18 protein-coding genes, 1 tRNA gene and 3 pseudogenes are annotated in these 22,594 nt (G+C 34.7%); 7 read left to right on the top strand and 15 right to left on the bottom strand.

The window, feature by feature from the left end:
• Positions 1-4: 4 nt before the first annotated feature.
• Positions 5-487, top strand: a complete 483-nt coding sequence (locus tag RRF69_RS04640; RefSeq protein WP_316940791.1) for a hypothetical protein — start codon at positions 5-7, stop codon at positions 485-487.
• Positions 487-714 (top strand): hypothetical protein, encoded by a 228-nt coding sequence (locus tag RRF69_RS04635; RefSeq protein WP_316940790.1) that lies wholly within the window; start codon positions 487-489, stop codon positions 712-714. The genes RRF69_RS04640 and RRF69_RS04635 overlap by 1 nt, the downstream gene beginning before the upstream one ends.
• Positions 715-847: 133 nt before the next feature.
• Here RRF69_RS04635 and RRF69_RS04630 read toward each other — a convergent pair whose 3' ends face one another.
• Positions 848-1,138, bottom strand: a complete 291-nt coding sequence (locus RRF69_RS04630) for a hypothetical protein (RefSeq protein ID WP_316940788.1) — start codon at positions 1,136-1,138, stop codon at positions 848-850.
• A 231-nt stretch (positions 1,139-1,369) separates the two neighbouring features.
• Positions 1,370-1,451, bottom strand: a tRNA-Leu gene (locus RRF69_RS04625).
• Positions 1,452-1,565: 114 nt separating this feature from the next.
• Between RRF69_RS04625 and RRF69_RS04620 the strand changes: the two are divergent.
• The 3 genes and pseudogenes from RRF69_RS04620 (at position 1,566) to pth (ending at position 3,881) form a co-directional block, all read left to right on the top strand.
• Positions 1,566-2,506: pseudogene (locus tag RRF69_RS04620) on the top strand (ribose-phosphate pyrophosphokinase).
• A 19-nt stretch (positions 2,507-2,525) separates the two neighbouring features.
• Positions 2,526-3,146 (top strand): 50S ribosomal protein L25/general stress protein Ctc, encoded by a 621-nt coding sequence (locus RRF69_RS04615; RefSeq protein WP_316940787.1) that lies wholly within the window; start codon positions 2,526-2,528, stop codon positions 3,144-3,146.
• A gap of 105 nt (positions 3,147-3,251) precedes the next feature.
• Positions 3,252-3,881, top strand: coding sequence for an aminoacyl-tRNA hydrolase (pth, locus tag RRF69_RS04610; protein ID WP_316940786.1), 630 nt, complete (start codon positions 3,252-3,254; stop codon positions 3,879-3,881).
• A 10-nt stretch (positions 3,882-3,891) separates the two neighbouring features.
• Here pth and RRF69_RS04605 read toward each other — a convergent pair whose 3' ends face one another.
• The 3 genes from RRF69_RS04605 to RRF69_RS04595 all read right to left on the bottom strand — a co-directional run bounded on the left by RRF69_RS04605 (position 3,892) and on the right by RRF69_RS04595 (position 6,655).
• Positions 3,892-4,341 carry a 6-carboxytetrahydropterin synthase gene (locus RRF69_RS04605; RefSeq protein ID WP_316940785.1) on the bottom strand — a complete coding sequence of 150 codons (450 nt, stop codon included), beginning with the start codon at positions 4,339-4,341 and terminating at the stop codon, positions 3,892-3,894.
• A gap of 143 nt (positions 4,342-4,484) precedes the next feature.
• Complete coding sequence (locus tag RRF69_RS04600) at positions 4,485-5,252, bottom strand: enoyl-CoA hydratase/isomerase family protein (RefSeq protein WP_316940784.1); 768 nt, start codon at positions 5,250-5,252, stop codon at positions 4,485-4,487.
• A 65-nt stretch (positions 5,253-5,317) separates the two neighbouring features.
• Positions 5,318-6,655 carry an MATE family efflux transporter gene (locus RRF69_RS04595; protein ID WP_316940783.1) on the bottom strand — a complete coding sequence of 446 codons (1,338 nt, stop codon included), beginning with the start codon at positions 6,653-6,655 and terminating at the stop codon, positions 5,318-5,320.
• Between the two features lie 99 nt (positions 6,656-6,754).
• Here RRF69_RS04595 and RRF69_RS04590 point away from each other — a divergent pair, with 99 nt between their 5' ends.
• A complete protein-coding gene (locus tag RRF69_RS04590; protein WP_316940781.1) occupies positions 6,755-7,549 on the top strand; it encodes a universal stress protein in 795 nt (264 codons plus the stop codon).
• Here the strand turns inward: RRF69_RS04590 and RRF69_RS04585 are convergent.
• Complete coding sequence (locus RRF69_RS04585) at positions 7,546-10,296, bottom strand: PD-(D/E)XK nuclease family protein (protein ID WP_316940779.1); 2,751 nt, start codon at positions 10,294-10,296, stop codon at positions 7,546-7,548. The genes RRF69_RS04590 and RRF69_RS04585 overlap by 4 nt on opposite strands.
• 77 nt (positions 10,297-10,373) lie before the next feature.
• Between RRF69_RS04585 and RRF69_RS04580 the strand changes: the two genes are divergently transcribed.
• Complete coding sequence (locus RRF69_RS04580; RefSeq protein WP_316940778.1) at positions 10,374-11,156, top strand: amidohydrolase; 783 nt, start codon at positions 10,374-10,376, stop codon at positions 11,154-11,156.
• Between the two features lie 38 nt (positions 11,157-11,194).
• On the opposite strand, the gene RRF69_RS04575 is transcribed toward RRF69_RS04580, so the two are convergent.
• The 9 genes and pseudogenes from RRF69_RS04575 to hppD all read right to left on the bottom strand — a co-directional run bounded on the left by RRF69_RS04575 (position 11,195) and on the right by hppD (position 22,465).
• On the bottom strand, positions 11,195-12,175 hold the full coding sequence (locus tag RRF69_RS04575) for an acyl-ACP desaturase (RefSeq protein WP_316940777.1): 981 nt from the start codon (positions 12,173-12,175) through the stop codon (positions 11,195-11,197).
• Positions 12,176-12,182: 7 nt separating this feature from the next.
• On the bottom strand, positions 12,183-12,911 hold the full coding sequence (locus tag RRF69_RS04570; protein WP_316940776.1) for a lysophospholipid acyltransferase family protein: 729 nt from the start codon (positions 12,909-12,911) through the stop codon (positions 12,183-12,185).
• Between the two features lie 3 nt (positions 12,912-12,914).
• Complete coding sequence (locus RRF69_RS04565; RefSeq protein WP_316940775.1) at positions 12,915-13,337, bottom strand: hypothetical protein; 423 nt, start codon at positions 13,335-13,337, stop codon at positions 12,915-12,917.
• Positions 13,338-13,435: 98 nt separating this feature from the next.
• A complete protein-coding gene (locus RRF69_RS04560) occupies positions 13,436-16,162 on the bottom strand; it encodes a TonB-dependent receptor (RefSeq protein ID WP_316940774.1) in 2,727 nt (908 codons plus the stop codon).
• A gap of 208 nt (positions 16,163-16,370) precedes the next feature.
• Positions 16,371-17,952: pseudogene (pgi, locus tag RRF69_RS04555) on the bottom strand (glucose-6-phosphate isomerase).
• Between the two features lie 8 nt (positions 17,953-17,960).
• Positions 17,961-19,229, bottom strand: coding sequence for a peptidoglycan DD-metalloendopeptidase family protein (locus RRF69_RS04550; RefSeq protein WP_410479467.1), 1,269 nt, complete (start codon positions 19,227-19,229; stop codon positions 17,961-17,963).
• A 115-nt stretch (positions 19,230-19,344) separates the two neighbouring features.
• Positions 19,345-20,121, bottom strand: a complete 777-nt coding sequence (locus tag RRF69_RS04545; protein WP_316940772.1) for a DUF3108 domain-containing protein — start codon at positions 20,119-20,121, stop codon at positions 19,345-19,347.
• Positions 20,122-20,204: 83 nt separating this feature from the next.
• On the bottom strand, positions 20,205-21,128 hold the full coding sequence (locus RRF69_RS04540) for a tryptophan 2,3-dioxygenase family protein (RefSeq protein ID WP_316940771.1): 924 nt from the start codon (positions 21,126-21,128) through the stop codon (positions 20,205-20,207).
• Positions 21,129-21,306: 178 nt separating this feature from the next.
• Positions 21,307-22,465: pseudogene (gene hppD / locus RRF69_RS04535) on the bottom strand (4-hydroxyphenylpyruvate dioxygenase).
• Between the last annotated feature and the right edge of the window lie 129 nt (positions 22,466-22,594).

The following is a 22,594-nucleotide window of genomic DNA, read 5'->3' as shown; positions in this document are numbered from 1 at the left end:
AAAAATGAAAACACAGCAAATTAAAAAGTATTATGAAGCAAGATTTCAAAGAGAATTGCAAGAGTTAGAACCAGTCGTTCAAATGGCTGTTGAGTATTCAGACCTACTGGAACAGCTTGAAGTAAAATCAATCGGAGAATTTGAATTGAAAATCAATGAAAAATCTGGTTTTGTATCTGCAAGATTATCTGCTGAAGCATTTGGGTTTGAAGATGAATACAGACGTTTACTGCAACTCGAGAAACAAATCGATGGAAGAATTACCAGTAACGATTTAACACCAAACAAAGAACTTAAAAAGCCGTTTATAGACGCTATAAAAGAGAAACACACAGAATATTACACAGATGAAGATATCAAAACGAAAAACACTCTGGAGAAGATTATTGAGACATATAACGCACTTGATTTAGACCAAAGAAAACATATAGGTTTCTCAAGAGAGGGAAAATTAATGTTCAGTCCATTTTCAACACTATTGCACTAATGGGAGTATATACATTTAAGTTAACAAATACAGAAACTGGGAGCATAACAGAAGTTACTGCAGCATCAATTCAAACCATATTAAAAGCTATAGCATCATTTAGAAAGCAAGAAAACGAGCAACCAATTCAATATATGAGGAGTGGCAAAAGAATTCGTCAAGTCAAGGGATTACACTCAAAAGAAGAAGAAATGCATCAAGAAATTATCAAAGAAATTATCAAGTAGAAATAGGGTTTCCTATCTCACTAAAACAATATTCGCTTTTTTTCTTTTCTTTTTTGTGTTCTTTTGGTTTCTGTAAGGATGAAAATGGGGGTGTTTCTGAAATCACTCCCTTTTCATTTTTAATCTTCTTTAATTAAAATAGTGAATAAATCCAGTTAAAGAAAATCCATAATCCCCCCAAAATAAAAACACCTAAATAATATGTAAACATATCTATTACGTATTTTTTTAATCCACCTTTATCACTATACCAAAATATTGCTCTGACAATAATAATCAACCCCGCTACAATAAAAAACTGGTGTTTCTCGCTAAACATAGAATTATCAAACCCTCGATATATATAAACCCCAAAAAAACCTATCAAATAAACTAAAATTGGGAGGGATAATAATGGATAGGCAACTTTTTTTTCAACTCTCATAATCTTTATTTATTTTTTAAGGATAGGTAACCAAAAAAGAAAGTATTTAACATAGTAAAATTATTAGATTATAAATGTATTAAATTTAAACTGATATACTATGATACACAGTTAATCAAAAACCAATAAATTAAGCTGAAAATAAAGTAAATAGGTATTAAAATAGGTACTAACTTGAACGATAAAAACCCTTACACCCCTCACAATTAAGGGGTTAGGGGTTCTTTATTGTACTCAAGGCGGGAATCGAACCCGCACTTCCGAGGAAACTGGATTTTGAATCCAGCGCGTCTACCAATTCCGCCACTTGAGCATTTTGAAGTACACTGCAAATCTAATAAATATTTTTAGTTTTAATCTCCTATTTCTTATTCAAACTCATTAAATAATTTATATTTTTGTGAGCACAACAACAAAACACTACTAAATGTCTTCAAATCAACTTGCCCCAAAACTTTTTGCATGTTCTCAGAGTACCGAATTGGCTAAAAAAATTGCCAAAGAGTATGGTGCCGAATTAGGAAAAGTAACCACCACTCACTTTAGTGATGGAGAATTTCAGCCCGCTTTCGAAGAATCTGTAAGAGGAAGAAGAGTCTTTTTAATTGGGTCGACCTTTCCTACAGCCGATAACTTAATGGAAATGTTACTAATGATTGATGCTGCAAAAAGAGCTTCTGCTCGACACATCACAGCAGTGATGCCCTATTTTGGTTGGGCAAGACAAGATCGAAAAGACAAGCCTAGAGTCGCCATTGGCGCAAAACTCGTTGCCAACTTATTGCAAACGGCTGGTGCAACCCGAATTATGACCATGGACTTACATGCAGATCAAATTCAAGGTTTTTTTGAAAAACCAGTTGATCATTTGTATGCTTCTACGATTTTTATGCCATACATAAATAGCTTGCAGCTAGAAAACTTAACGATTGCTTCTCCAGATATGGGAGGATCTAAAAGAGCCTACGCCTACTCAAAGCATTTACATTCAGATGTTGTTATTTGCTATAAACAACGAAAAAAAGCCAATGTAATTTCTCATATGGAACTTATTGGTGACGTAGAAGGGAAGAATGTAATCTTGGTAGATGATATGATAGATACGGGGGGGACCTTAGCACATGCGGCCAATCTGATGAAAGAAAGAGGTGCCCTGAGTGTCCGTGCAATATGTACGCACCCAATCCTTTCGGGGGGGCTTATGAAAAGATTGAAAACTCTGCTTTGACAGAGCTTATCGTGTCTGATACTATTCCATTAAAGAGGGCTACTTCTAAAATAAAAGTGGTATCTTGCGCGCCCTTATTCGCTGATGTTATGCGCAAAGTGCAAGACAATACTTCGATAAGTGGACAATTTTTAATGTAAATTTTTAACAAAAAAAGTAATGAAATCAATTACAATTAAAGGATCAAAAAGAGAAAGCGTAGGTAAAGTGTCAACTAAAGCCTTACGTAATGCTGGTATGGTTCCTTGCGTTATATACGGAGGAGATAAACCAGTGCATTTTTCAGCAGAAGAGAAAGCATTTAAAAAGTTGGTATACACTCCAGACGTTTTTACTGCAAGTCTTGATGTTGATGGACAAAAAATTGGAGCAATCTTACAAGACATCCAATTTCATCCTGTTTCAGATAGAATCTTACATGTAGATTTTTATCAGTTATATGATGATAAAGAAGTAACAATGAATATTCCTGTAAAATTAACAGGAACTTCTCCAGGAGTATTAAATGGAGGTTCTTTACGTTTTACAAACCGTAAATTAAAGATCAAAGCATTGCCAGCAAACTTGCCTGACTATGTTACTGCTGATATTTCTAAATTAAGAATTGGAAATAAATTAATGGTAACCTCATTATTTAATGACGATTATACATTCATGCACCCAGACAATACCGTAGTTGTTCAAGTTAGAACTTCTCGTAATGCAACTGCAGAAGATTTAGAAGAAGAAGAAACTGAAGATGTAGCAGAAGCTACTGAAGCGACTGAATCTGCAGAATAAATTTTCAACACACAATTTAAGAAAGCGTTACTGAACTGTAACGCTTTTTTTTATGTCATTTTTTTTGAAGGTCATACACACCGTATTAATTAGTATTTTTGAAAAATGAATTTGAAAAAGATCTTTTCTAAATTATTCAGAGTAAAAGAGGATTGTAAAGAAGATGTGATGAAAAAATTTTTAATTGTGGGTCTGGGAAATATTGGAGAGACCTATACCAATACGCGCCATAATATTGGCTTTAAAATTGTAGATGAGGTTGCCGAAGAACACAAGGCAACTTTTGAAACGGATAAATTAGGAGATGTTTCTACCTTTCGGTTGAAAGGAAGAACGTTTGTTTTGTTAAAGCCAAATACTTATATGAATTTAAGCGGGAAAGCCGTCAAATATTGGATGCAGAAAGAAAATATTGGGATCGAAAATGTCTTAATTATTACCGATGATGTACATCTCGATTTTGGAACCATTCGCCTAAAAGCAAAAGGATCTGCTGGAGGACATAATGGACTGAAAGACGTTCAAGAAAAACTGAATACTCAAGAATATGCTCGTTTTCGATTTGGGGTAGGTGGAAATTTCGGAAAAGGAAGGCAGGTCGATTTTGTCCTAGGGCAATGGACCAAAGAAGAAACCAGTCTGCTCATAGAACGCCTACCAGTTTCTGTAAAAGTAATTACTTCTTTTGGTACCGCAGGCCTAGCCAACACGATGAATACTTTTAATGGAAAGTAGCACTGCTACATTAATTCTCACTTGCAAACCATTCGGCAAAACTCGTTTCGGTCTCTTGTAACTTCAGAGAAAAAAGTTTGATATTTTCGGGCAATCGGCTCTTTATTTTTGCGGCAAAATCGATGACCATCATTTCGCTTGTAGGCTGGTAATCGACCAAAATAACATGATGTCCTCTTATTTGCAATTCTTTTGCAAGTTCAACATGAGGGGTATTCTGATTAAAAACAGTCGCATGATCAAACAAATCAACAATTTCTTCTTTTACGATTTTTTTCAAATCAGAAAAGTCGATGACCATTCCAAATTTTACATTTGCAGTATCAGTAATGGGAGCTCCAGAGACAGTTACCGAGAGCTTATAACTATGTCCATGAACGTTTTTACACTTTCCGTCATAGCCGTACAAAGCGTGGCCAGTTTCAAAATTAAACTGTTTTGTAATTCTTATTGTGCTCATTTACGTCGGTTTCTTTTAGTTTTCAATTTGTTGTAAAAATACATCACTAGCACTCCTATAGCTAGTCCTGCAAATAAATAATCTCCTCCCATATCAATAGTGTTTTAAATCGTTTTGCTGTTTTTAGAACCATGGTGTTCTCATTATTTTTTAAATTTTGCCAACGCTTTTTTAGTGAAATCAGACAAGACCAGATTCCCTGAAATAGTAGCTCTTTCGAGTAAGAGTGTTTCCCAATGTTCCGTTCCTTTCCAAAGTATTTTTTTGAGTTCAACCAAGGCCTCCGGATTATAGGAGGCTAAATTCAAGGACAATACCTCTACAGCCGCATCTAATTCTTTGTCAGATTCAAAAACCTTGGCATACAAGCCTTTCTCTTTTGCCCAATAGGCACTTTTCCATTCTGTAGCTGCCATTGTCAATTCAGACAAACCAGCAACCCCTATTTTGCGTTCCACAGCGGGAGCAATTACAAAAGGACCAATTCCAATACTGAGTTCCGATAATTTGATTGCTGCTTTTTCTGTAGCCATAACATAATCGCAGGCTGCTGCCAAACCGACACCACCGCCAACTGTTTTTCCATGTACGCGACCAATAATCAATTTTGAACAAACCCTGATCGCATTAATGAGCTGTGCAAATCCGGAAAAGAAGTGGATTCCTTGAGTACTATTTGAAATTGCAAGTAGTTCGTCAAAAGAAGCTCCAGCACAAAATGCATTCTTGCCTTCCGATTGTAAAATGATCACCACCACTTCGTCATTTTGAGAAAGAGAATGAATTTCTTGAGTCAATCTTTCTAGTAATTCACTTGGAAAAGAATTGCTAGCAGGATGCCCAAATTCTACCGTAGCAATTTTCTGTTCTATTTTGGTAAACAAACTTCCGTTTTTGCGAGCTGTGTTCATTTTGGTGCTAATTTAGTTCAAAAGTAAGTTTTTATTCCTCAAATCTGTTTTATCAAAACACCGATTTATAATTTTTTTTCAGCAAGTGGAATGAATTTTCTTCTAAAAACGATGATTAACGGGAATCCACGAACAAGGATCCAAAAAGTAAATGCGATCCAAATAGCGTGTAGCTGATAGTTGTAGGTGTCAAAAAGAATTAAAACAGGAATAAATACCAGTCCAGTAGAGATGATTAATAGGTTTCTCAATATTTTCATTTCTCCCATTCCTTTGTAGATTCCGTCAAAAATAAAGGTAATTGCACAGAGGGGTTGCATGGCTAAAATGATCCAAAAGGTATCATAAAAGGGAGCTAATACTGCCGCTTCTTTTGTAAAAACAGTTCCTATTGCACTGTAGAAACTGAATCCGATTAAGGCTAAAAACACTCCCATTACAAAGGCATATTTGGTCAAGGTGTTGCTCAATTCTATCAGGGATGTATAGGCCTTTGCACCCAATAATTTTCCAGATAAAATATTGCCAGCACTCGAGTATCCGTCAATCATAAAGGCGGCTAAGAACCAAATATTGAGACCTATAGTATAAGCCGCCATAGATTCTTTTCCGTAGGCTGCAGCATAGGAGGTTCCAAAATAAAGAGCAATATTTAAGGCAATGGTTCGGATAAATAAGTTGGAAATCATCCCCAGCAATCGATTGATTTCTTTGTTGAGAGGGAATTGAATTTTTAAAGAGATTGGTGTTTTTTTTATCAATAAAATTCCCGCAAGAATGGCCATCGATATTTGAGAAATGACACTTGCATAAGCCGCTCCTTCGATATGCATTGGTGAGATAAATCCGTCAATACCATAAACCAAAGCAAGATCCAATACCACATTCAAAAGTGCACCCACAATTGCAATCATCATTGGGTAATAGGTGTTTTGCAGTCCTCTAAAGGTTCCAAAAATGGCAAAGACAAATAAGGAAAAAGGAAAGCCAAAAATGCGAATTTCAAAATACTTGACCGCATAGTCTAAGACCAATCCAGAGGCATTGTAAAACTCAAAAATAGGGGTTGCAAAGGGGTACGAAATCGCCAAAACAAACAAACTCCCTAGAAGGACAATGCCAGTAGCTTGTGCAGGTAAATCGCTTACTTCGTCTAATGCATTTGCACCCACATATTGAGAAATGATGGATGAAATAGCGCTTCTAATTTGCCCAAAAACCCAAACGAGCATAGAGACAAAGGCACCAACAATGCCAACGGCAGCCAGACTTTCTACTGCGTTTCTGTCAATATTTCCAATGATGGCAGTATCTGTAATGGACAATAAGGGTTCGGTAATTCCTGCAATGAGTGCGGGGATTGCTAATTTGTGAATGTTTTTAAAGCTGATGTCGGTTTTCAAAAAAAATAAAATTCAGTCACAAAGGTACACTTCTTGAAAACTTAAAAATGGGAATCGTGTAAAAAAATGTACCTTTGTGCCTATCTAAAACGATTCCTAATGAAACACATCTTAGTCCCTATTGGATCCACAGAAAACGCCTCTAATACCTTGCAGTATGCGATTGATATTGCAACGATCATCGAAGCAAAGATTTTTGTTTTTAGAGCCTATAATTTTCAAACCAAAGCAGGAACAATTATCAATATAGATTCGATTATTGAGCGAGAAACAAACTTGTACATGCGTTCTGTTGTAAATTCTGTAGATAGAAAGAACATTGAGATTAAATTAATTTCTGCAAAGGGAAGTGTTTTAGACACCATCGATTCAATTGACAATGAGATTGGAATTGATATTATTATTGTTGGACCTAAAAGTAATTCAATTAAAGAAGAGCTTTTCTTAGGAAGAACTACCGGAAGTATTGTAAAAAGGACTCAGATTCCTGTTTTGATCATTCCTAATGGTTATGCATTCCAACCCTTTACTTCGATATTGACAGCTTTCAAATCGGGAATCGTCAATAAAAGAAAAACACTCAAGCCCTTACAGCACTTTGCACAAATTTTTAATGCCAAGGTCAATTTATTGATGGTCAAAACTCCAAGTCATTCTGATGAAGATATGGTTTTGGATCCTGATTTAGATGCCTTGAAATCCACTCTTACAATTACAGAAAGTGCAACGACCTACCAAGGTGTTTTGGAAAACATTAAAGAACAAAACCCCGATTTGTTATGCGTATTTAGACGCAAAAGAGGCTTTTTTAAAAAACTCTGGGAGAAAAATGTGATCTTAAAAGAAGAATTTAATTGCAATGTTCCTGTTTTAATTTTACGAGGAAAACTTTAATACTTCAAATCGGAAGGTTCTATAAACGGGATATTGATATCGTAGATTTCTTGAATCATCAATTTGATTTCTTCAATAAATTCCGCCAATTTTTCTTCGGTAATTGAATGTTCTTTGACTCTTGAGGCAGAAAAATTGGTCGACAAAAAGCCGCTTTTTAAATTTTTAAAAGAAATAATCCCCGCTTCAAGAGGTGCGTTGAAATTGTAATTTTTACTTTTTGTAAAGAGATAGGCATAAAGTAATACTTGAATTGCTTTGTGATGTTTTTCCTCTCTAATTTTTGTAAAATCGGGAACTTTTAAATTTGTGTCCGCTACCATTCCCGTTTTGTAGTCGATAATTCTAGTTATTCCATTCAGTTCATCTACGCGGTCTACTTGCCCGTGAATTTTTATCGGAAAATCAAGTCCTTTAACGCTAATAGTCGCGGCTAAATTTTCTTCGGTAGCGATGATTTTTAAGCGATTGGTTGGATCTTGTAAAAGGGTTTTTTCTTGTTGTAAAAAATTTTCGACAAATCGATTGGAAACTTCAAAAATTAAGCGGTTTTTTCCAGTTTGTACATCTCCGTTTTTAAACCATACCTTAAAATGTTTGGTAACCAAACGGCTTGTTTTGGTCAGCATTTCTGAAATATCTTTGGCTGTGAGATATCTACCTACAAAAGGAGTGTACAGCTCGTCTAAAGTTTCGTGAACAACCGTTCCGAGGGTATTGAAGGCAACAGTCTCTTCGACGTCTTCCAGTTCTTTAATTTTTAAGACTTTTTGTTTGTAAAATCGCATAGGGTTGTACAAATAGCTCGTCAATGCCGAAGGAGAGATTCCTTTTTCTGCCAAATTTTTTAAGCTTGCTAAAATCGTTTCATTTTTTGGAATCTCTTTTAAAGCGGTTTTTTCTGTCACTACTTTTGGACTGATGATTTTTTGCTGAATATCATCGCGCATCATTTCTAATTGGGTTACAAATCGACTCTTTTCACCACTGCCAAAAACATCGGGTTCGGTATTATAAAGAAGATAAATATTTTTGGCTCGCTGTAATAATCTAAAAAAGTGATAGGAAAAAATAGCATCTTTTTCGCGATAGGTTGGCAAGTCAAATTCTACTTTTATATCAAATGGGATGAAAGATTGTTGTTGGCTATTGGCAGGCAAAACTCCCTCATTTACAGAGGTGATGATGACATTTTCAAAATCTAGAACCCGTGTCTCTAGCATGCCCATTAATTGCAACCCTTTTAGAGGCTCTCCCTGAAAGGACAAACTTTCTGTACCGATGAGTTGTTTAAAGAACAAATGCAAGGTCTTTAAATCTTGAAAATAGTGAAAGTTGGCATGCAGGTTTTGAAGCTGAATAAAAATTGTATAGAAGCGAAATAAAAATTCTTTGTCCAATTGATTTGCATCCTCTTTTAACAGGTGAATCAATTGAAGGATTCTTGTAATAAAATCATCAATTGTTGAAAAAGGGTTGAAGAGGGTCGTGATGGTTTTTTGAGTTTCTGCGTCCAGTTTTTTTAGAAAAGGATTTAGATATGCAACCCCAACAAAGGTGTTGTTTTCTATGGCAATAGCAGCGGTGATTTCATCTGCAATAGCATGTTTTTCTACCTGCAGCAGCTCATAGATTGCAGGCTCTTTAACAAAGCGAATCACATCTTTATGATAGAATAGATTTTCTGCTCTTTTTTGTAGTTTTTCCTGAGATAAAAAGAGTTTGAATATTGAAAAAATTAAATTTGAAGAAGGAATATCTTTTAAAGGATACCCCATGGTGATGTTGACTGCAGCTACATTTTTTGGCAACGAATTTAAGGTAATGGGCAACAAGGTTTCGTCAGACAATACCATGGCTGTATTGTGTAGTTTTGGAAGTTTTGATAGTATCTCACCAGCGTATTTTATCTGAGAAATATTTTTTGAAAGCCCAATGACTTCAATATTTTTTTCTTCAGAAAAGGTATTTCCTATGGTTTTGAAATCATTTTTTTCATAGTATTTCCAGGTACTCTGATATCTTTTGATAAAGCGTCCCGTCTGTTGATTTTTCGCTAAAAATGCTTGGTCGATGTCCCAATAGATATCGGTATTCTTTGCTGAAAGCATTTTTTGAAGCAAAAATTCTTCGGCCTTATTTAAGGCATTAAATCCTAAAAAGAAGAATTTTTTATGCTGATTATTTTCAATAAAAGCATCAATTTGAAGTGTTGCTTCTCTATAAATAAAGCCTTGGTAACCGATCTTGTTTTCTTTTAAAAAGGCGTATAACTTAGGGTATAGATCCCCCAGTTTTTCAATAAAAGAAAAGTGATCTTTGACCAGCGCTGTTTCTTTAAAAGTGCCAGTAACAGACCATTTTTTTAATCGTTGTATGTCACGTAAGTATATGAAAAGATCTTTTGAGTTGGTTAAATTTTGATCGATTTCGTTAAAATCTTGCAGCACTGTAAATGCCCATGAAGAAAATTTATCAAAGGGATCAGGATTTTTTTCAACACTTTTGTAGAGGGTGTAAAAATGAAACAATAGTTCAATACTATCAATCTTGTTAACTTCCGATACTTGCTCAATAAAGTCCCCAATATTTTGAATTTCGGGTAAAAATCCACTAGAAATCTTCTCTTTTAGACGTTGTTTGACAAAAATACCAGCCCTTTGGGAAGGCAATACAAAGACCACATTCTCAAATGATTTGGTGGTTTTTAAGATGGTATCTAAGGTTTCTGAAATAAAAGAGTGCATTCGTATCAATTTGAAAAACAATATACATTATTTATCTTATTTTTGAGGGAACAATGTTTCTTTTTATCTTATACAAAATGGCTTCAGAATTAAAAATTGCGATTCTTCAATCCGATTTAGTTTGGGAAAACCCCACTCAGAACTGTCTCAATTTTCAACAACAATTTGAAGGAATTTCAGAGGCTGTAGATTTGATTGTTTTACCCGAGATGTTTTCGACGGGATTTACTATGAATGCGGCAAAAGTTGCCGAAGCGATGGATGGCAAAACAGTTTCTTGGATGCTAAAAATGGCCGACAAAACCCAAGCAGCGATTGTTGGAAGTTTGGTGATTTCTGATTCAGGGCGATTTTACAATCGGTTACTGTTTGTTCATCCTTCTCAAAAAATTGATATTTATGACAAACGCCATTCCTTTACACTGGCAAAGGAGCATGAGGTCTATACTGCTGGAAATCAAAAATTGATTGTAAATTATAAAAATTGGAACATTTGCCCAATGATTTGTTATGATTTGCGTTTTCCTGTGTGGTCAAGAAATATCGAAAATTATGATCTGTTGTTGTATTTGGCAAACTGGCCAAGACCAAGAATCAATGCTTGGACCTCTTTGTTACAAGCAAGGGCCATCGAAAACATGTCTTATACAATTGGAGTCAATAGACTCGGGAAAGACGGCTATGGACTTGTATATAATGGACATTCTTCTGCTTATGATTACTTGGGAAAGCTGTGTGCTGATTTTAAAGAAAATGAAGCAGGCATAGCGGTATTCACTCTTGAAAAAAAGAGTCAAAACCAAGTGAGAGAGAAATTAGGTTTTTTAAACGATAGAGATGCCTTTCAAATTCAGGGATAAAAAAATCTCCTTGCAATTTTACAAGGAGATTTTAAGGTTTATATTGGATTCAACCATTTGAACTGAAACTTCGTATCTGGAATTACAATACGTTCCGTAATCCTAAACATTCTGTCTGGAAGTTTTAATAAATAGTCTCTTGCTTTTTCTGCTTCAGCAGTTAAGTTGGTAATTTTATCAATTTCTAAGGCGGTATTTAATTTTCTTAAAATATCAATATAATCAAAACCCGTGTATACACCGACTCTTTGAGCTACCGTAGAGAAATCATTAAAGATGCTTCCTTTAGCTCCAAAAGATTCTCTTAAGTGCATTGCTGGCATCACTATTTTATGTTTCATCATGTGTTGGAATGCCAACATCATTTCACTAGGATCGATTGCGAAAATTTGCTTTACAAATTCAGTATAGGCTATGTGATGACGCATCTCATCACCAGCAATAATTTTAGACATTTTTGCCAACGCCTTGTGTCCATTTTTCCGTGCAATTTTTGCCACATTATTGTGTGAAACGTAGGTCGCTAATTCTTGAAAACTGGTATACACAAAGTTTTTATAGGGATCGGATGCAGTACCAATATCAAACCCATCAGTAATTAAATGCTGAGTGGTAATTTCTACTTCACGCATATTGACTCGTCCTGAAAGGTACATGTATTTGTTAAGGGTATCTCCGTGTCTGTTTTCTTCAGAAGTCCAAGCGCGAATCCATTTGGCCCATCCATTGTCAGGATGTTGTGTAATGCCGTCTAAATCTAACAACCAAGATTCATAGGTTGGCAAGGCCTCCTCTGTGATCGTATCTCCTACCATCACAGTCCAGAAATCATCACTTAAATCTTTTGAAAGCTCTTGAATTTCTTTGATTTCATCGATAAAAGTATCTTTCTGTGAATTCGGTAAAAAATCGGTTGGTTGCCAAATTTTTTCTGCTGGAATTAAAAACTTATCGACAAAAGAATCAATATTTTTTTCAAGAGTTCTCATAACCTCTTTTCTGATATTTTGCATAGACATCGGGATGTTATTTTATATGGGATATAATTGTTGTTTCAACTTTTGCCATTAATTCGTCAAAAGGTAAGGAGTCTATTTTTATAGGCTCATGGGTTTTGATGGTAATCGGGCTTCCAATTCCAAGTGGAAATTTTCCGTATTTAAATACTTTCCATGAATTGTTTATCGTAACCGGCACAATATAGGCTTCTTTATTGTATTTGGCGATCATTTTAATGCCATTTGTCGAAAACTTCTTTGGCTTTCCTGTTTTACTTCGAGTTCCTTCAGGAAAGATAACTGCAGACCAGTTGTTTTTATGGATTCTTTTTGAAAATTCAGCCAATGCTGTCAAGGCTTGTTTAGGGTCTTTCCGGTCAATTAACGCAGCACCTCCATGTCTTAGGTTGTAGGAAATACTTGGAATCCCTTTGCCCAATTCAATCTTGGACACGAATTTTGGATGGTATTTTCTAAAAAATAAAATCAACGGTGGAATATCAAACAAACTTTGATGGTTGGCAGTAAATATCAGTGTTGTATTTTCAGGTAATGTATAGTCGTTTTCAAAATATACGGGTATTCCAAGAATCAAAAGTGATTTTATTGAAAACCAATTGAGAACATCAACGACGACTTTGTGAGCTTTAGGGCCAAAAATATTCATACTCAACCACTGTAAGCATTGAAAAATGACCAATAAGAGGAAAAACACCAAAATAAAAATTGGTGATAAGATATAACTAATCAATTTCATTGTTTACAACCAGTTATTCCATGGGATTCTTGAAAGGATTAACAAGAGAGCAGCACCGTAAAAGAGCACAAAGGTTTTAAACTTTGAAGCAGCTGTTGTTTTCTTTTTATGTTTAGACCAACCGATTGTAAGGAGTACAATTGCGATAATCATCATTATTGGGTGTTCTACGGCGAGGAGTCGAGTAGCTTTATCTGACATCGCAGAAGCACTGTTTGTTCTGAGTGCTTTGTACCAAGGAGACATAAAGTACCATCCCAGTCCGATTAATAATTGAATATGCGATACGATAAGGGTAAAAAGTCCAATACGTAAGTCTTTGTCTTTAAATTCTTTTTTTTGAGTAAGCCCAATTAGAGCATTGATAACAGCAAAAGCTAAAAAGGCTAAAACTAAATATGCCCAATACGAGTGAATGTCTTTCATAATATTGTTGGATGTTCTTAAGGTTTGGTAAAGTTAACAATTTATTGCATAAAAAAACCACCTCTAGGAGGTGGTTTTTTAAATCTATAATGAAAATCTTAGAATCTGTATACTAAAGATGTATTCCAAGTACGTCCAAATCCAAACCAAACTGAATTACGAACATCTACACCATTCCATGTTTCAGAAGAAGCATCAGCATGAATATTAGAGTTAGACTCTGCGATATACGTAGTGTCAAATAAGTTGTTAATATTTGCTCTGAAACTAAATCCTTTACCCAATTGAACGGTTACACCTGAGTCAACCAATCCATAAGAAGGAAGTTTTAAAGCTCCTTTATTGTCAGGTTGTGTGAATTGAGAATCAGTAATTGAATAATCTGCATATAGACCATCAACAAATCGATATCCAATATCAAAATTCCATCTACCCATTTTGTAATTAGCTTCTAAGTAAGATGTAAACTGTGCAGCATCACCAACTTTAGAACCATTGGTATATAGAGTACCTGTACCAATTAACTGTTGGTTATCATCAAATATTTCAGCTTCAAAATCTTTTGTATATTTCCAATCTCCGATTGAAAACATTCCTTTGAAAGTTAAATTATTAGTTGCTCTATATTTTCCTTCAAATTCTAGTCCATTGTGTAAAACATCCACATTTCTAAATTGAGCAGTACCGTCTACTCCCTGTTGATTAGATAATGAACGAGTTACAAATCTGTTCCCCCAAGAGGTACTGTAAACATTTACATTTAAATCAATTTTTGCTGAAGTATATCCGTATCCAAATTCTATTGAACGAATTTCTTCATTTTGCAAGTCTGGATTAATATCATTTCCAAAGTTTGGAAAAACAGCACCAAATTGTGGTTGTCTAGAGATAAGACCAACATTAAAGAATACGTTTGATTTTTCATTCAAGTTGTAGTTTGCACCACCTTTAATGTATCCACCACCTTGATTCTTTGTGTCAGAAATTGGGTTAGAAGGAACGTCAAATAAATCTTCTCTTTGGAAAGATTGATTAGACAATCCCCCTTGAAGTACAGCGGTTAACTTTCCTTCATCATTGTATTCAACTAAACCATTAACACCTTGCCATCCTACATTACCTATGTTGAAGTAATCAATTTTAGCTCCGTTAGTAAGACCTGTACTTTTAAAAGGAGAAGCTTCAATCGTTGTGTTGATGATTTGTCCTGCAGAATTTTTATTCCCTGAAGAATAATAACCGTCTAATCCCATCAAATCGTTTAATACGCGGTAGTGATATCCAGTATAAGAACGTAAGTCTACACCAATAGAATATTTAAATTTATCACTATTTATTTCTAAATTAGAAATAGCTCCAACCCAGTCATGTGAATTCATTGAGGCTCTTCTTACAAGAATTTCTCTGCTTACACCATCTTCTCTAAAACTATTCGAACCAATTAATTGACCTTCAAATCCACTAATTGCACCAGTATATGGAGTTGCTGCACTTCTGTTATGTGCTACAATTGCATCAAAGTTGATTGATCCATCAGCGTTTCTAGAACCTCTACCGTTTTCATTGTAGTGTTCTGTTAAATCTTTTTGGTATGGTAATATGTCTGAGGTTGCATTTCTGAAATTTGAACCACGAGGACCCGTTCCTCCACCACGACCTGCAGATCCATAAAATGATGTTGAAAGTTTTATATTATCCGAGATTTCATAATCCCAGTTAAATGTAGCTAAGGGTTTGTTATAGAAATTTCTTCTCATACTGAATTCCTTCCCATTCAATGTACCTCCGTTAGAGTTCCATGTTCTATCTATTCCTGCATCTCCAAAATTTTGGTAATCTCTAATAGAAACCCAAACATCTCTTTGGTGGTGCCACTGTCCTGCGCCTAAGAAAGAAAAGTTTAAATCATGCTTCGAACCTTCTGGCTTATATCCCACTGCAAAGAAATAGGTATACCCTTCACCTGAAGTGTTGTTGATGTATCCATCACCTTGCCATTTAGAAAACAAAATAGAGGAGGCCCATCCACGATTATTTTTCCCAGAATTGTAAGATATTGTAGATTTTAAATATCCGTCATTACCAGCCATTTGGCTAATTTTTCCTCCTTCAGATTTATTGGCAGCTTTTGTAAAAATTGAAACAGTTCCTCCTACTGAAGGTACTGCTAAACGTGAAGCACCAAGTCCTCTTTGTATTTGAATTCCAGAAGCAACATCTGTTAAACCTTGCCAGTTAGACCAATATACACGACCATTTTCCATATCATTAACAGGTTGTCCGTTAATAAGAAAAGATGTGTTTGTTTGGTCAAATCCACGAAGAGAAATTCGAGAATCTCCGTATCCACCTCCTTGTTTGGTTGCATAAACCCCAGGAGTTGTATTCATAATTTCTGGAAATTCCATGTTTCCTACTTTTAATGAAATTTCTCTTGCGGTAATTGTAGAAACTGCAATTGGAGTTTCTCTAACTTTCGCGATATCTATTACTCCAGAAGTAATAATAATTTCATCTAAAGCGTTGGCATCTTCTTGTAAGGTTATTGTTCCAACATTTGATTCAGTAGATGAATAATTAACTTCTACTGTTTTGTAACCAATATACGAGATTACCAATACACCAGAATTTGAATTTACGGTCAAAGAGAATGCTCCGTTAAAGTCAGATTCTGTTCCATTTAATGTTCCCTTCTCTAGAACACTAGTTCCAGGTAAAGATTGACTGTTTGCATCGACAATCGTTCCTGAAATTTTAGTCTGTCCTAAAATTGTAGCTGTTACAAAGAACATAGCTACTAAAAATAAGTTTTTAAAAGTTTTCATTGTTATATTTTATATGGTTAAATATGTTTTGCAAAAGTCCAATTTCTGGCGAGTTGCAATGTTAATTTAATGTTAACTTTTAACAAAAAATTAAGATATTTAAAATTATATAAAATTTATTCTTTTAACTGAAAACCAATTAATTACATGTTAACACTTTTATTAACAAAAGGAAAATGAATCGGAAGAGCCTTATTTTACTGTCTTTTTATGATTTATTTAACAATTTTGTTGCCAATTCTTTTCCTAATTCTACTCCAAATTGATCATAACTATAGATATTCCAGATGATTCCTTGCACAAAAATCTTGTGTTCATACATCGCAATGAGTTTTCCTAATGATTTTGGTGTCAACCTGTCAAACAAAATTCGGGTACTAGGTTTGTTGCCTTCAAAAACCTTAAAAGGGAGCAATGATGCAATTTTATCCTGATTCCCTGAAAACTTTAATTCTAAATGAACTTCTTCTTTTGATTTTCCAAAAGCCAAGGCATCCATTTGTGCAGTATAGTTGGCCATTAATTTTTGGTGATGATCGGTCAAACCATATAAAGATTCTTTGTACCCAATAAAATCACAAGGAATTAATTTAGTTCCCTAGTGTACAAGCTGCATAAAAGCATGCTGCATGTTGGTCCCTGTACTTCCCCAAACAATTGTTCCAGTTTGATAAGTGACCTTGTTTCCATTTCTATCAACACTTTTTCCATTACTTTCCATAATGGCCTGTTGTAAGTATGCGGAGAGCTTGGTTAAGTATTGTGTGTAAGGCAAAATTGCCTCGGTTTCTGCTTATAGTGAAAATTGTTATACCAAACGCTAATCAACGCCAATATTACGGGTATGTTTTTGTCAAAATCTTCATTCTTAAAATGAATGTCCATTTCTTCAGCTCCGTTTAAAAGCGATTTAAAATTTTCAAAACCGACGGCCAAACTGATGGAAATTCCTACTGCAGACCACAATGAAAATCGTCCACCGACCCAATTCCACATCGGAAAAATGTTCGCTTTGTCAATTCCGAAATCTTCTACAGCTTTCAAATTTGTAGAGACTGCCACAAAATGTTTTGCTACATCAAAGATCGTAGCAGGACATTTTTTTGCGACAAAAACCAATCCTTAATTGTATTGGCATTGGTAATGGTTTCTTGCGTAGTAAATGTTTTTGATACAATTACAAATAAAGTAGTTTCTGGATTGAGCCTTTTTATGATTTCAGAAACATGGTCTCCATCGATGTTAGATACAAAATGAGTATTTAAATGATTTTTATAGAACTGTAACGATTCGACCACCATATCGGGTCCTAAATCAGAACCACCTATCCCAATATTCACAACATCGGTAATTGATTTTCCAGTAAATCCTTTCCATTTTCCTGAAATCACCTTATTACTAAAGCTTTTTATTTTTCGTAAAGTAGTCTGAATTTGTGGCTTGATATTCTTTTCATTTACAAAAATAGGCGCGTCTGTACTGCTTCTCAATGCCGTATGCAATACTTCTCTGCCTTCAGTAGCATTGATGATTTCTCCAGAATATTGCTTTTCAATGGCATCTTTCAAATCGATTTCATTTGCTAGTGAAACTAATAACTCTAAGGTTTCTTTAGTAATTCTATTTTTTGAAAAGTCGACAAGCACATCATCGTGTTGAATCGAAAAATCGTCTTGCCTATTGGTATCTTTGTGCAATTCTTTTAGTGTAATCTTTTCGATTTCATTAAAATGATTTGATAATTTCTGCCAAGCGTCTGTAGAGGTGGGATTGATATTTTTTAATGCCATGTTTGGGTTTAATTTTGAGCAATTATTTCTAAAGAATCACTTTTCGTTTTAGTGATTTCTATATTATCTAACGTTGTTTTTAGCGATTGAATAAACGCTAGGTAGTGAACTTTAACTTCTTTTTTCAATGGTTTTGCCGCAGGTAATTTTTGCTTAAAAGGATCTACTTGCTTCCCGTTTTTCCAAAAACGATAACAAACATGTCTTCCCTCTGTGCTTCCAGTTCTTCCAACCCAACCAATAACATCTCCTTGTTTGACAAATTGCCCTTTTTTAACATTTTGTCTTCTCATGTGAAGATATTGGGTTTCGTAGGTGTTGTTGTGTTTAATTTTAACATACTTCCCGTTGCCTCTTCGTTGTGTGGATTCAGTTACTACACCATTTGCTGTCGCCATGATTGGGGTGCCTTCTCTAGCGGCAAAGTCGGTTCCTTTATGAGGTTTTATGCGGTATCCGTAATGCTTAATTCTTCTTTTTAAATTGTAAGATGAAGAAATTCTAGATCCAAATTTTATAGGTGATTTTAAAAACTGACGTCTTAAAATATCTCCTTCTTCATCAAAATAATCAATAAGTCCTTTGGTGCTATCTGCTAGATATCTAAAGGCATAAAAATTTCTGTTTTTGTGTTTAAATACGGCTGCTTTGATAGCGCCATAGCCTGCAAAGACAGTATCGTTGATGTATTTTTCTTCATAAATTAGTTTAAATTCATCTCCTTTTTGAAGCTTGTAAAAATCTAAGGTCCAAGGATAGATGTCATCTGCAATGGTGTTGGTCAATCCGGGATTTATATGAAGACTATCCATAGCAACGGACAAGCTTGAAAAAATTTTTCCACTAATTGATTTTTCAACAATTTTGATGGGTTTTTGATACCGATAGGCAGTAATTGTTGAATCGGCAAAATCTACAATGGTCGCGTTAATTTTATCATGCTTATAAATAAAAACGGATGCTTTTTGTGTAGAATCTTTGCTTGCCAAAATGGTGTAGGGTTTCCCTGCACGAATTCTTCTAACATCAAAAGTGTCTTTGATTGTTGTGGCAATTTTATTGATTGTAGGATACATTACGTGATGTCGATCTAGAATAATTCCAAAACTTTCTCCGCTCCGAATCGTATCTTTGATTACCGTATAATCTTTGATTGCGTACCCATATTCTTTGATAATTACGGGTGTTTTTTCAATTATTTCCATAGGTTTTTCTTCTTTTTTCTCACAAGAAAAAAAAAGCATACTAAAAAATAATAGAGAGATGATGTTTTTCAAAAAAACTAATTTCAATTGTTATTCTACATTCGGCATCAAAAGTACAAATAAAATGTAGTAATTTTTGAATGAATTTCAGGAAGTTCCGGAAGGTTTTTCTTTTTTAATCAAAAGATCAATCAAAAATTCTTTCAAAAGGATTTGCCAATCCCTTGTACGATTCTAACTCTGCTCTTAAAGATCCAACAGCTAGATTTGCACGCATTTTGATGGGGATTTTATTTTTATCGGCCGTAATCCAAATGGTGACACTCTCTTGAGCTCTAAATACTCTTCCAGCTTGGACGATAGGTCTGAATTTTAATGTTTTTATCTTTCCAACCTTCGTTTGTAAGGTTTCTTTTCCTAAAAAACGAAGCTTAAATTTGTATACTTGGGAATCTAAAAACATATCAATTGCTATCTCCTCTCCTTTGATTAAATGATCAACGTTTTGATTTCTTAAATAATAGAAAGAAGATAACATATCTTGAACATTATTGAAAGAAATAGCGGTGTCTTGCTGTTTAATGAAATCTTGAACGAATGCCTTTTTTGTTTCATAGTTAAAGGTGGTATTTCTATTTTTTTTATAGCCTCCTTCGTCTATTTTTCGTTTAAAAAAGTAGGGTTTTATTAATTCTTTGTCAAAATAGCTTTCATAGGTGTCATCTACTTTAAAAAACCATTTGATCATTCCTGAAGTCCATCCTTTACCTATAGAGTGAAGTACTTTTTTCCCTTCAAATTCTTCTTCTTTGAGTTCTAAAATCGCAGTTCCAGCACGAAAAAAACCACTATAACTCATTTTATAGCGAAGCCATTCACCATCTTTAAAAACAGGATCTTGTTTTTGACTAAATGTATTTAGTGTCAAAAAAAGTACTGACAATAGAAAGGTTATTTTTTTCATGGTTTTCAAACATATAAAAAACAATCGACATTTTTTGTTACAAAAAACAAAAAAGAATTTGAAAAGGAAGTTTTCGTTTTTTTTTATTCGACAGAAGTTCCCCAGTTTTTCAGTTCTTCTTCGCTCCACAAATAGGGATAAAAGATTCTTCTTTGGTATTTTGGGTGTAAATATTTTCGCCAACTACTACCTCCAGTTGCCTCGAGATCTTTCTCTTTCCTTCCTAAATATTTTCCAGCGGCATTGTAGTGTGCCATCACCCATTTGATATTTACAGTATAATCGTAATGACGCATTGCGTTGATTAATTCTGGATTTTCTTGAACATCCTTGGGTAGTTGTTTGAATTTTTTAGATAAATTAATTTCATTATAATCTTCCATAAAGTCAATAAAGTCTCCCAAATATTTTTTGTCAAACAATTTTACTAAGGTTGTTTTTTTTCCCGTTTGATGATGAATACCTGCGGCTTGCCAGTACAAGTGATCGTAAGCATTCTTAAACGTAGAATTTCTATCAATCGAATCCCTGAAGCGAGCATCGATTAAATTGATGAGCTCAGTAGAAGCAAACTCGATTTTTCGATATTGTGCTGATTGGAATCCACTTGCGGGAGTTAAGGTATTTCTGAATTTGAGGTATTGTTCTTTTTCCATTCCGTCTGCCATGACAGAGAAAGAACTGCACAGCATATCAAAATAGCGACTTATTCTATGGAGGTGCATCGTGAATTTTTCAGCCGAAACGGCTTCGACTTTGGCTACTTGATCAATTTCCCACAAAATCATTTTAAACAATAATTCATTGACTTGATGATACATAATAAAGACCATTTCGTCAGGTAGAGTAGTTCTAGGTGTTTGTAATCCCAAAAGGGCATCTGTTTGTATATAATCCCAATAAGTAATTGGGGTACTCCATAACAAACCTTCTAGCATTACGTCTACCGGAACACCAAGCTGATCATACTTTACCTCTATGGCTTTTATGATTTCTTCTCGATTCATTTTTTTTATTTAGTGATATAATGTACAATTGAAGCAAAAATAAGGACAAAATTTAACAACACTATAGATTGTAAAAACCGACTCTTAGAATTTTGTTTTTCAGACACAAAATAGTTTTTAATGAATATATCTGCAAATATTTTCACACCAAATTTCATTAAAAACCTACTTGCAAAATTTATAAGGTACCTCGTTTTGCTTGTTCTCTTTCTATCGATTCAAATAAGGCTTTAAAATTTCCTGCTCCGAAACCTTTTGCACCCATTCGTTGAATGATTTCAAAAAATAAAGTTGGTCGGTCTTCTAGCGGTTTTGTAAAAATCTGTAATAAATAACCTTCTTCATCTGCATCTATCATAATTCCCAAGCCTTTTAGCGTTTCAATATCTTCTCTAAGCTCGTGACTAAATTCTTCAAGCCTTGGGAACAGCCTTGTAATAGGCTTCTGGAGGCGTTGATAGAAATTCGACTCCATTCGATTTTAATTGAGAGACTGTTTTGATAATGTCATCGGTTGCTACAGCAATATGTTGTACACCAGCACTTTCGTAAAAATCTAAATACTCTTCAATCTGAGAACGTTTTTTCCCTTTTGCAGGTTCGTTTATCGGAAATTTGATTCGACCATTTCCGTTCGACATTACCTTGCTCATTAATGCAGAGTATTCTGTGTGAATTTGTTTGTCATCAAACGATAAAAAATTTTCAAAACCCATCACGTCTTCATACCATTTCACCCAAGTATCCATTTGATTCCAGCCAACATTTCCAACCATATGATCAATGTATTTAAGCCCTGCTGCGGGTGGATTGTAGTCCGATTCCCATTTTTGAAACCCTGGTAGAAAAACGCCCTTATAATTTTTACGTTCAATAAATACATGCACGGTTTCACCATAAGTATGAATTCCTGATTTGACAACTTCTCCAAATTCGTCAGATTCAACCACAGGTTCTAGATAGGATATTGCACCTCGTGAGAGGGTTTCCTGATAAGCTTTTCGAGCATCTTCTACCCATAGGGCAATTACTTTTACACCATCTCCATGTTGTACCAGATGCTTGTTGATTGGTGAACTACTATGTAATGGAGTGGTTAAAATAATTTTGATTTTGTCTTGTGTCAACACATAGCTTACAGCATCTGTAGCTCCTGTTTCTAGACCTTTGTATGCATAAGATTGAAATCCAAATGCGGTTTTATAAAAATGTGCCGACTGCTTTGCATTTCCAACGTAAAATTCTACATAATCTGTTCCTAGTAGAGGAAGGAAGTCCTGTGCTCCTTTAAATATTTTTTCTAATCCGTAGTTTACTGATTGTATTTCTTTTGCCATCTTTTGATGATTTTAGTTTTTTTAGAGCCCTCACAGGGTTTTAAGACCCCCTATGGGTTCTATGTTTTGGAAATTTTTTAATGATCTGAACCTTGAGTTTTAAGCGATCGTTTCTCTTGAGCTATCACT

This window comes from Polaribacter sp. HL-MS24 (assembly GCF_032758595.1).
In the GTDB taxonomy this organism is placed as follows: domain Bacteria; phylum Bacteroidota; class Bacteroidia; order Flavobacteriales; family Flavobacteriaceae; genus Polaribacter.
The sequence above is the reverse complement of the archived record's forward strand: the minus strand, read 5'-3'. Positions and strand labels throughout refer to the sequence as shown.

What these genes read in the sequence shown, in the direction of transcription:
- RRF69_RS04615 (WP_316940787.1), top strand. Translation starts at nt 2,526, where the DNA reads ATGAAATCAATTACAATTAAAGGATCAAAAAGAGAAAGCGTAGGTAAA.
- RRF69_RS04640 (WP_316940791.1), top strand. Translation starts at nt 5, where the DNA reads ATGAAAACACAGCAAATTAAAAAGTATTATGAAGCAAGATTTCAAAGA.
- RRF69_RS04575 (WP_316940777.1), bottom strand. Translation starts at nt 12,175, where the DNA reads ATGTCTATGCAAAATATCAGAAAAGAGGTTATGAGAACTCTTGAAAAA.
- RRF69_RS04560 (WP_316940774.1), bottom strand. Translation starts at nt 16,162, where the DNA reads ATGAAAACTTTTAAAAACTTATTTTTAGTAGCTATGTTCTTTGTAACA.
- pth (WP_316940786.1), top strand. Translation starts at nt 3,252, where the DNA reads ATGAATTTGAAAAAGATCTTTTCTAAATTATTCAGAGTAAAAGAGGAT.
- RRF69_RS04600 (WP_316940784.1), bottom strand. Translation starts at nt 5,252, where the DNA reads ATGAACACAGCTCGCAAAAACGGAAGTTTGTTTACCAAAATAGAACAG.
- RRF69_RS04545 (WP_316940772.1), bottom strand. Translation starts at nt 20,121, where the DNA reads ATGAAAAAAATAACCTTTCTATTGTCAGTACTTTTTTTGACACTAAAT.
- RRF69_RS04605 (WP_316940785.1), bottom strand. Translation starts at nt 4,341, where the DNA reads ATGAGCACAATAAGAATTACAAAACAGTTTAATTTTGAAACTGGCCAC.
- RRF69_RS04565 (WP_316940775.1), bottom strand. Translation starts at nt 13,337, where the DNA reads ATGAAAGACATTCACTCGTATTGGGCATATTTAGTTTTAGCCTTTTTA.
- RRF69_RS04580 (WP_316940778.1), top strand. Translation starts at nt 10,374, where the DNA reads ATGGCTTCAGAATTAAAAATTGCGATTCTTCAATCCGATTTAGTTTGG.
- RRF69_RS04590 (WP_316940781.1), top strand. Translation starts at nt 6,755, where the DNA reads ATGAAACACATCTTAGTCCCTATTGGATCCACAGAAAACGCCTCTAAT.
- RRF69_RS04540 (WP_316940771.1), bottom strand. Translation starts at nt 21,128, where the DNA reads ATGAATCGAGAAGAAATCATAAAAGCCATAGAGGTAAAGTATGATCAG.
- RRF69_RS04585 (WP_316940779.1), bottom strand. Translation starts at nt 10,296, where the DNA reads ATGCACTCTTTTATTTCAGAAACCTTAGATACCATCTTAAAAACCACC.
- RRF69_RS04570 (WP_316940776.1), bottom strand. Translation starts at nt 12,911, where the DNA reads ATGAAATTGATTAGTTATATCTTATCACCAATTTTTATTTTGGTGTTT.
- RRF69_RS04635 (WP_316940790.1), top strand. Translation starts at nt 487, where the DNA reads ATGGGAGTATATACATTTAAGTTAACAAATACAGAAACTGGGAGCATA.
- RRF69_RS04630 (WP_316940788.1), bottom strand. Translation starts at nt 1,138, where the DNA reads ATGAGAGTTGAAAAAAAAGTTGCCTATCCATTATTATCCCTCCCAATT.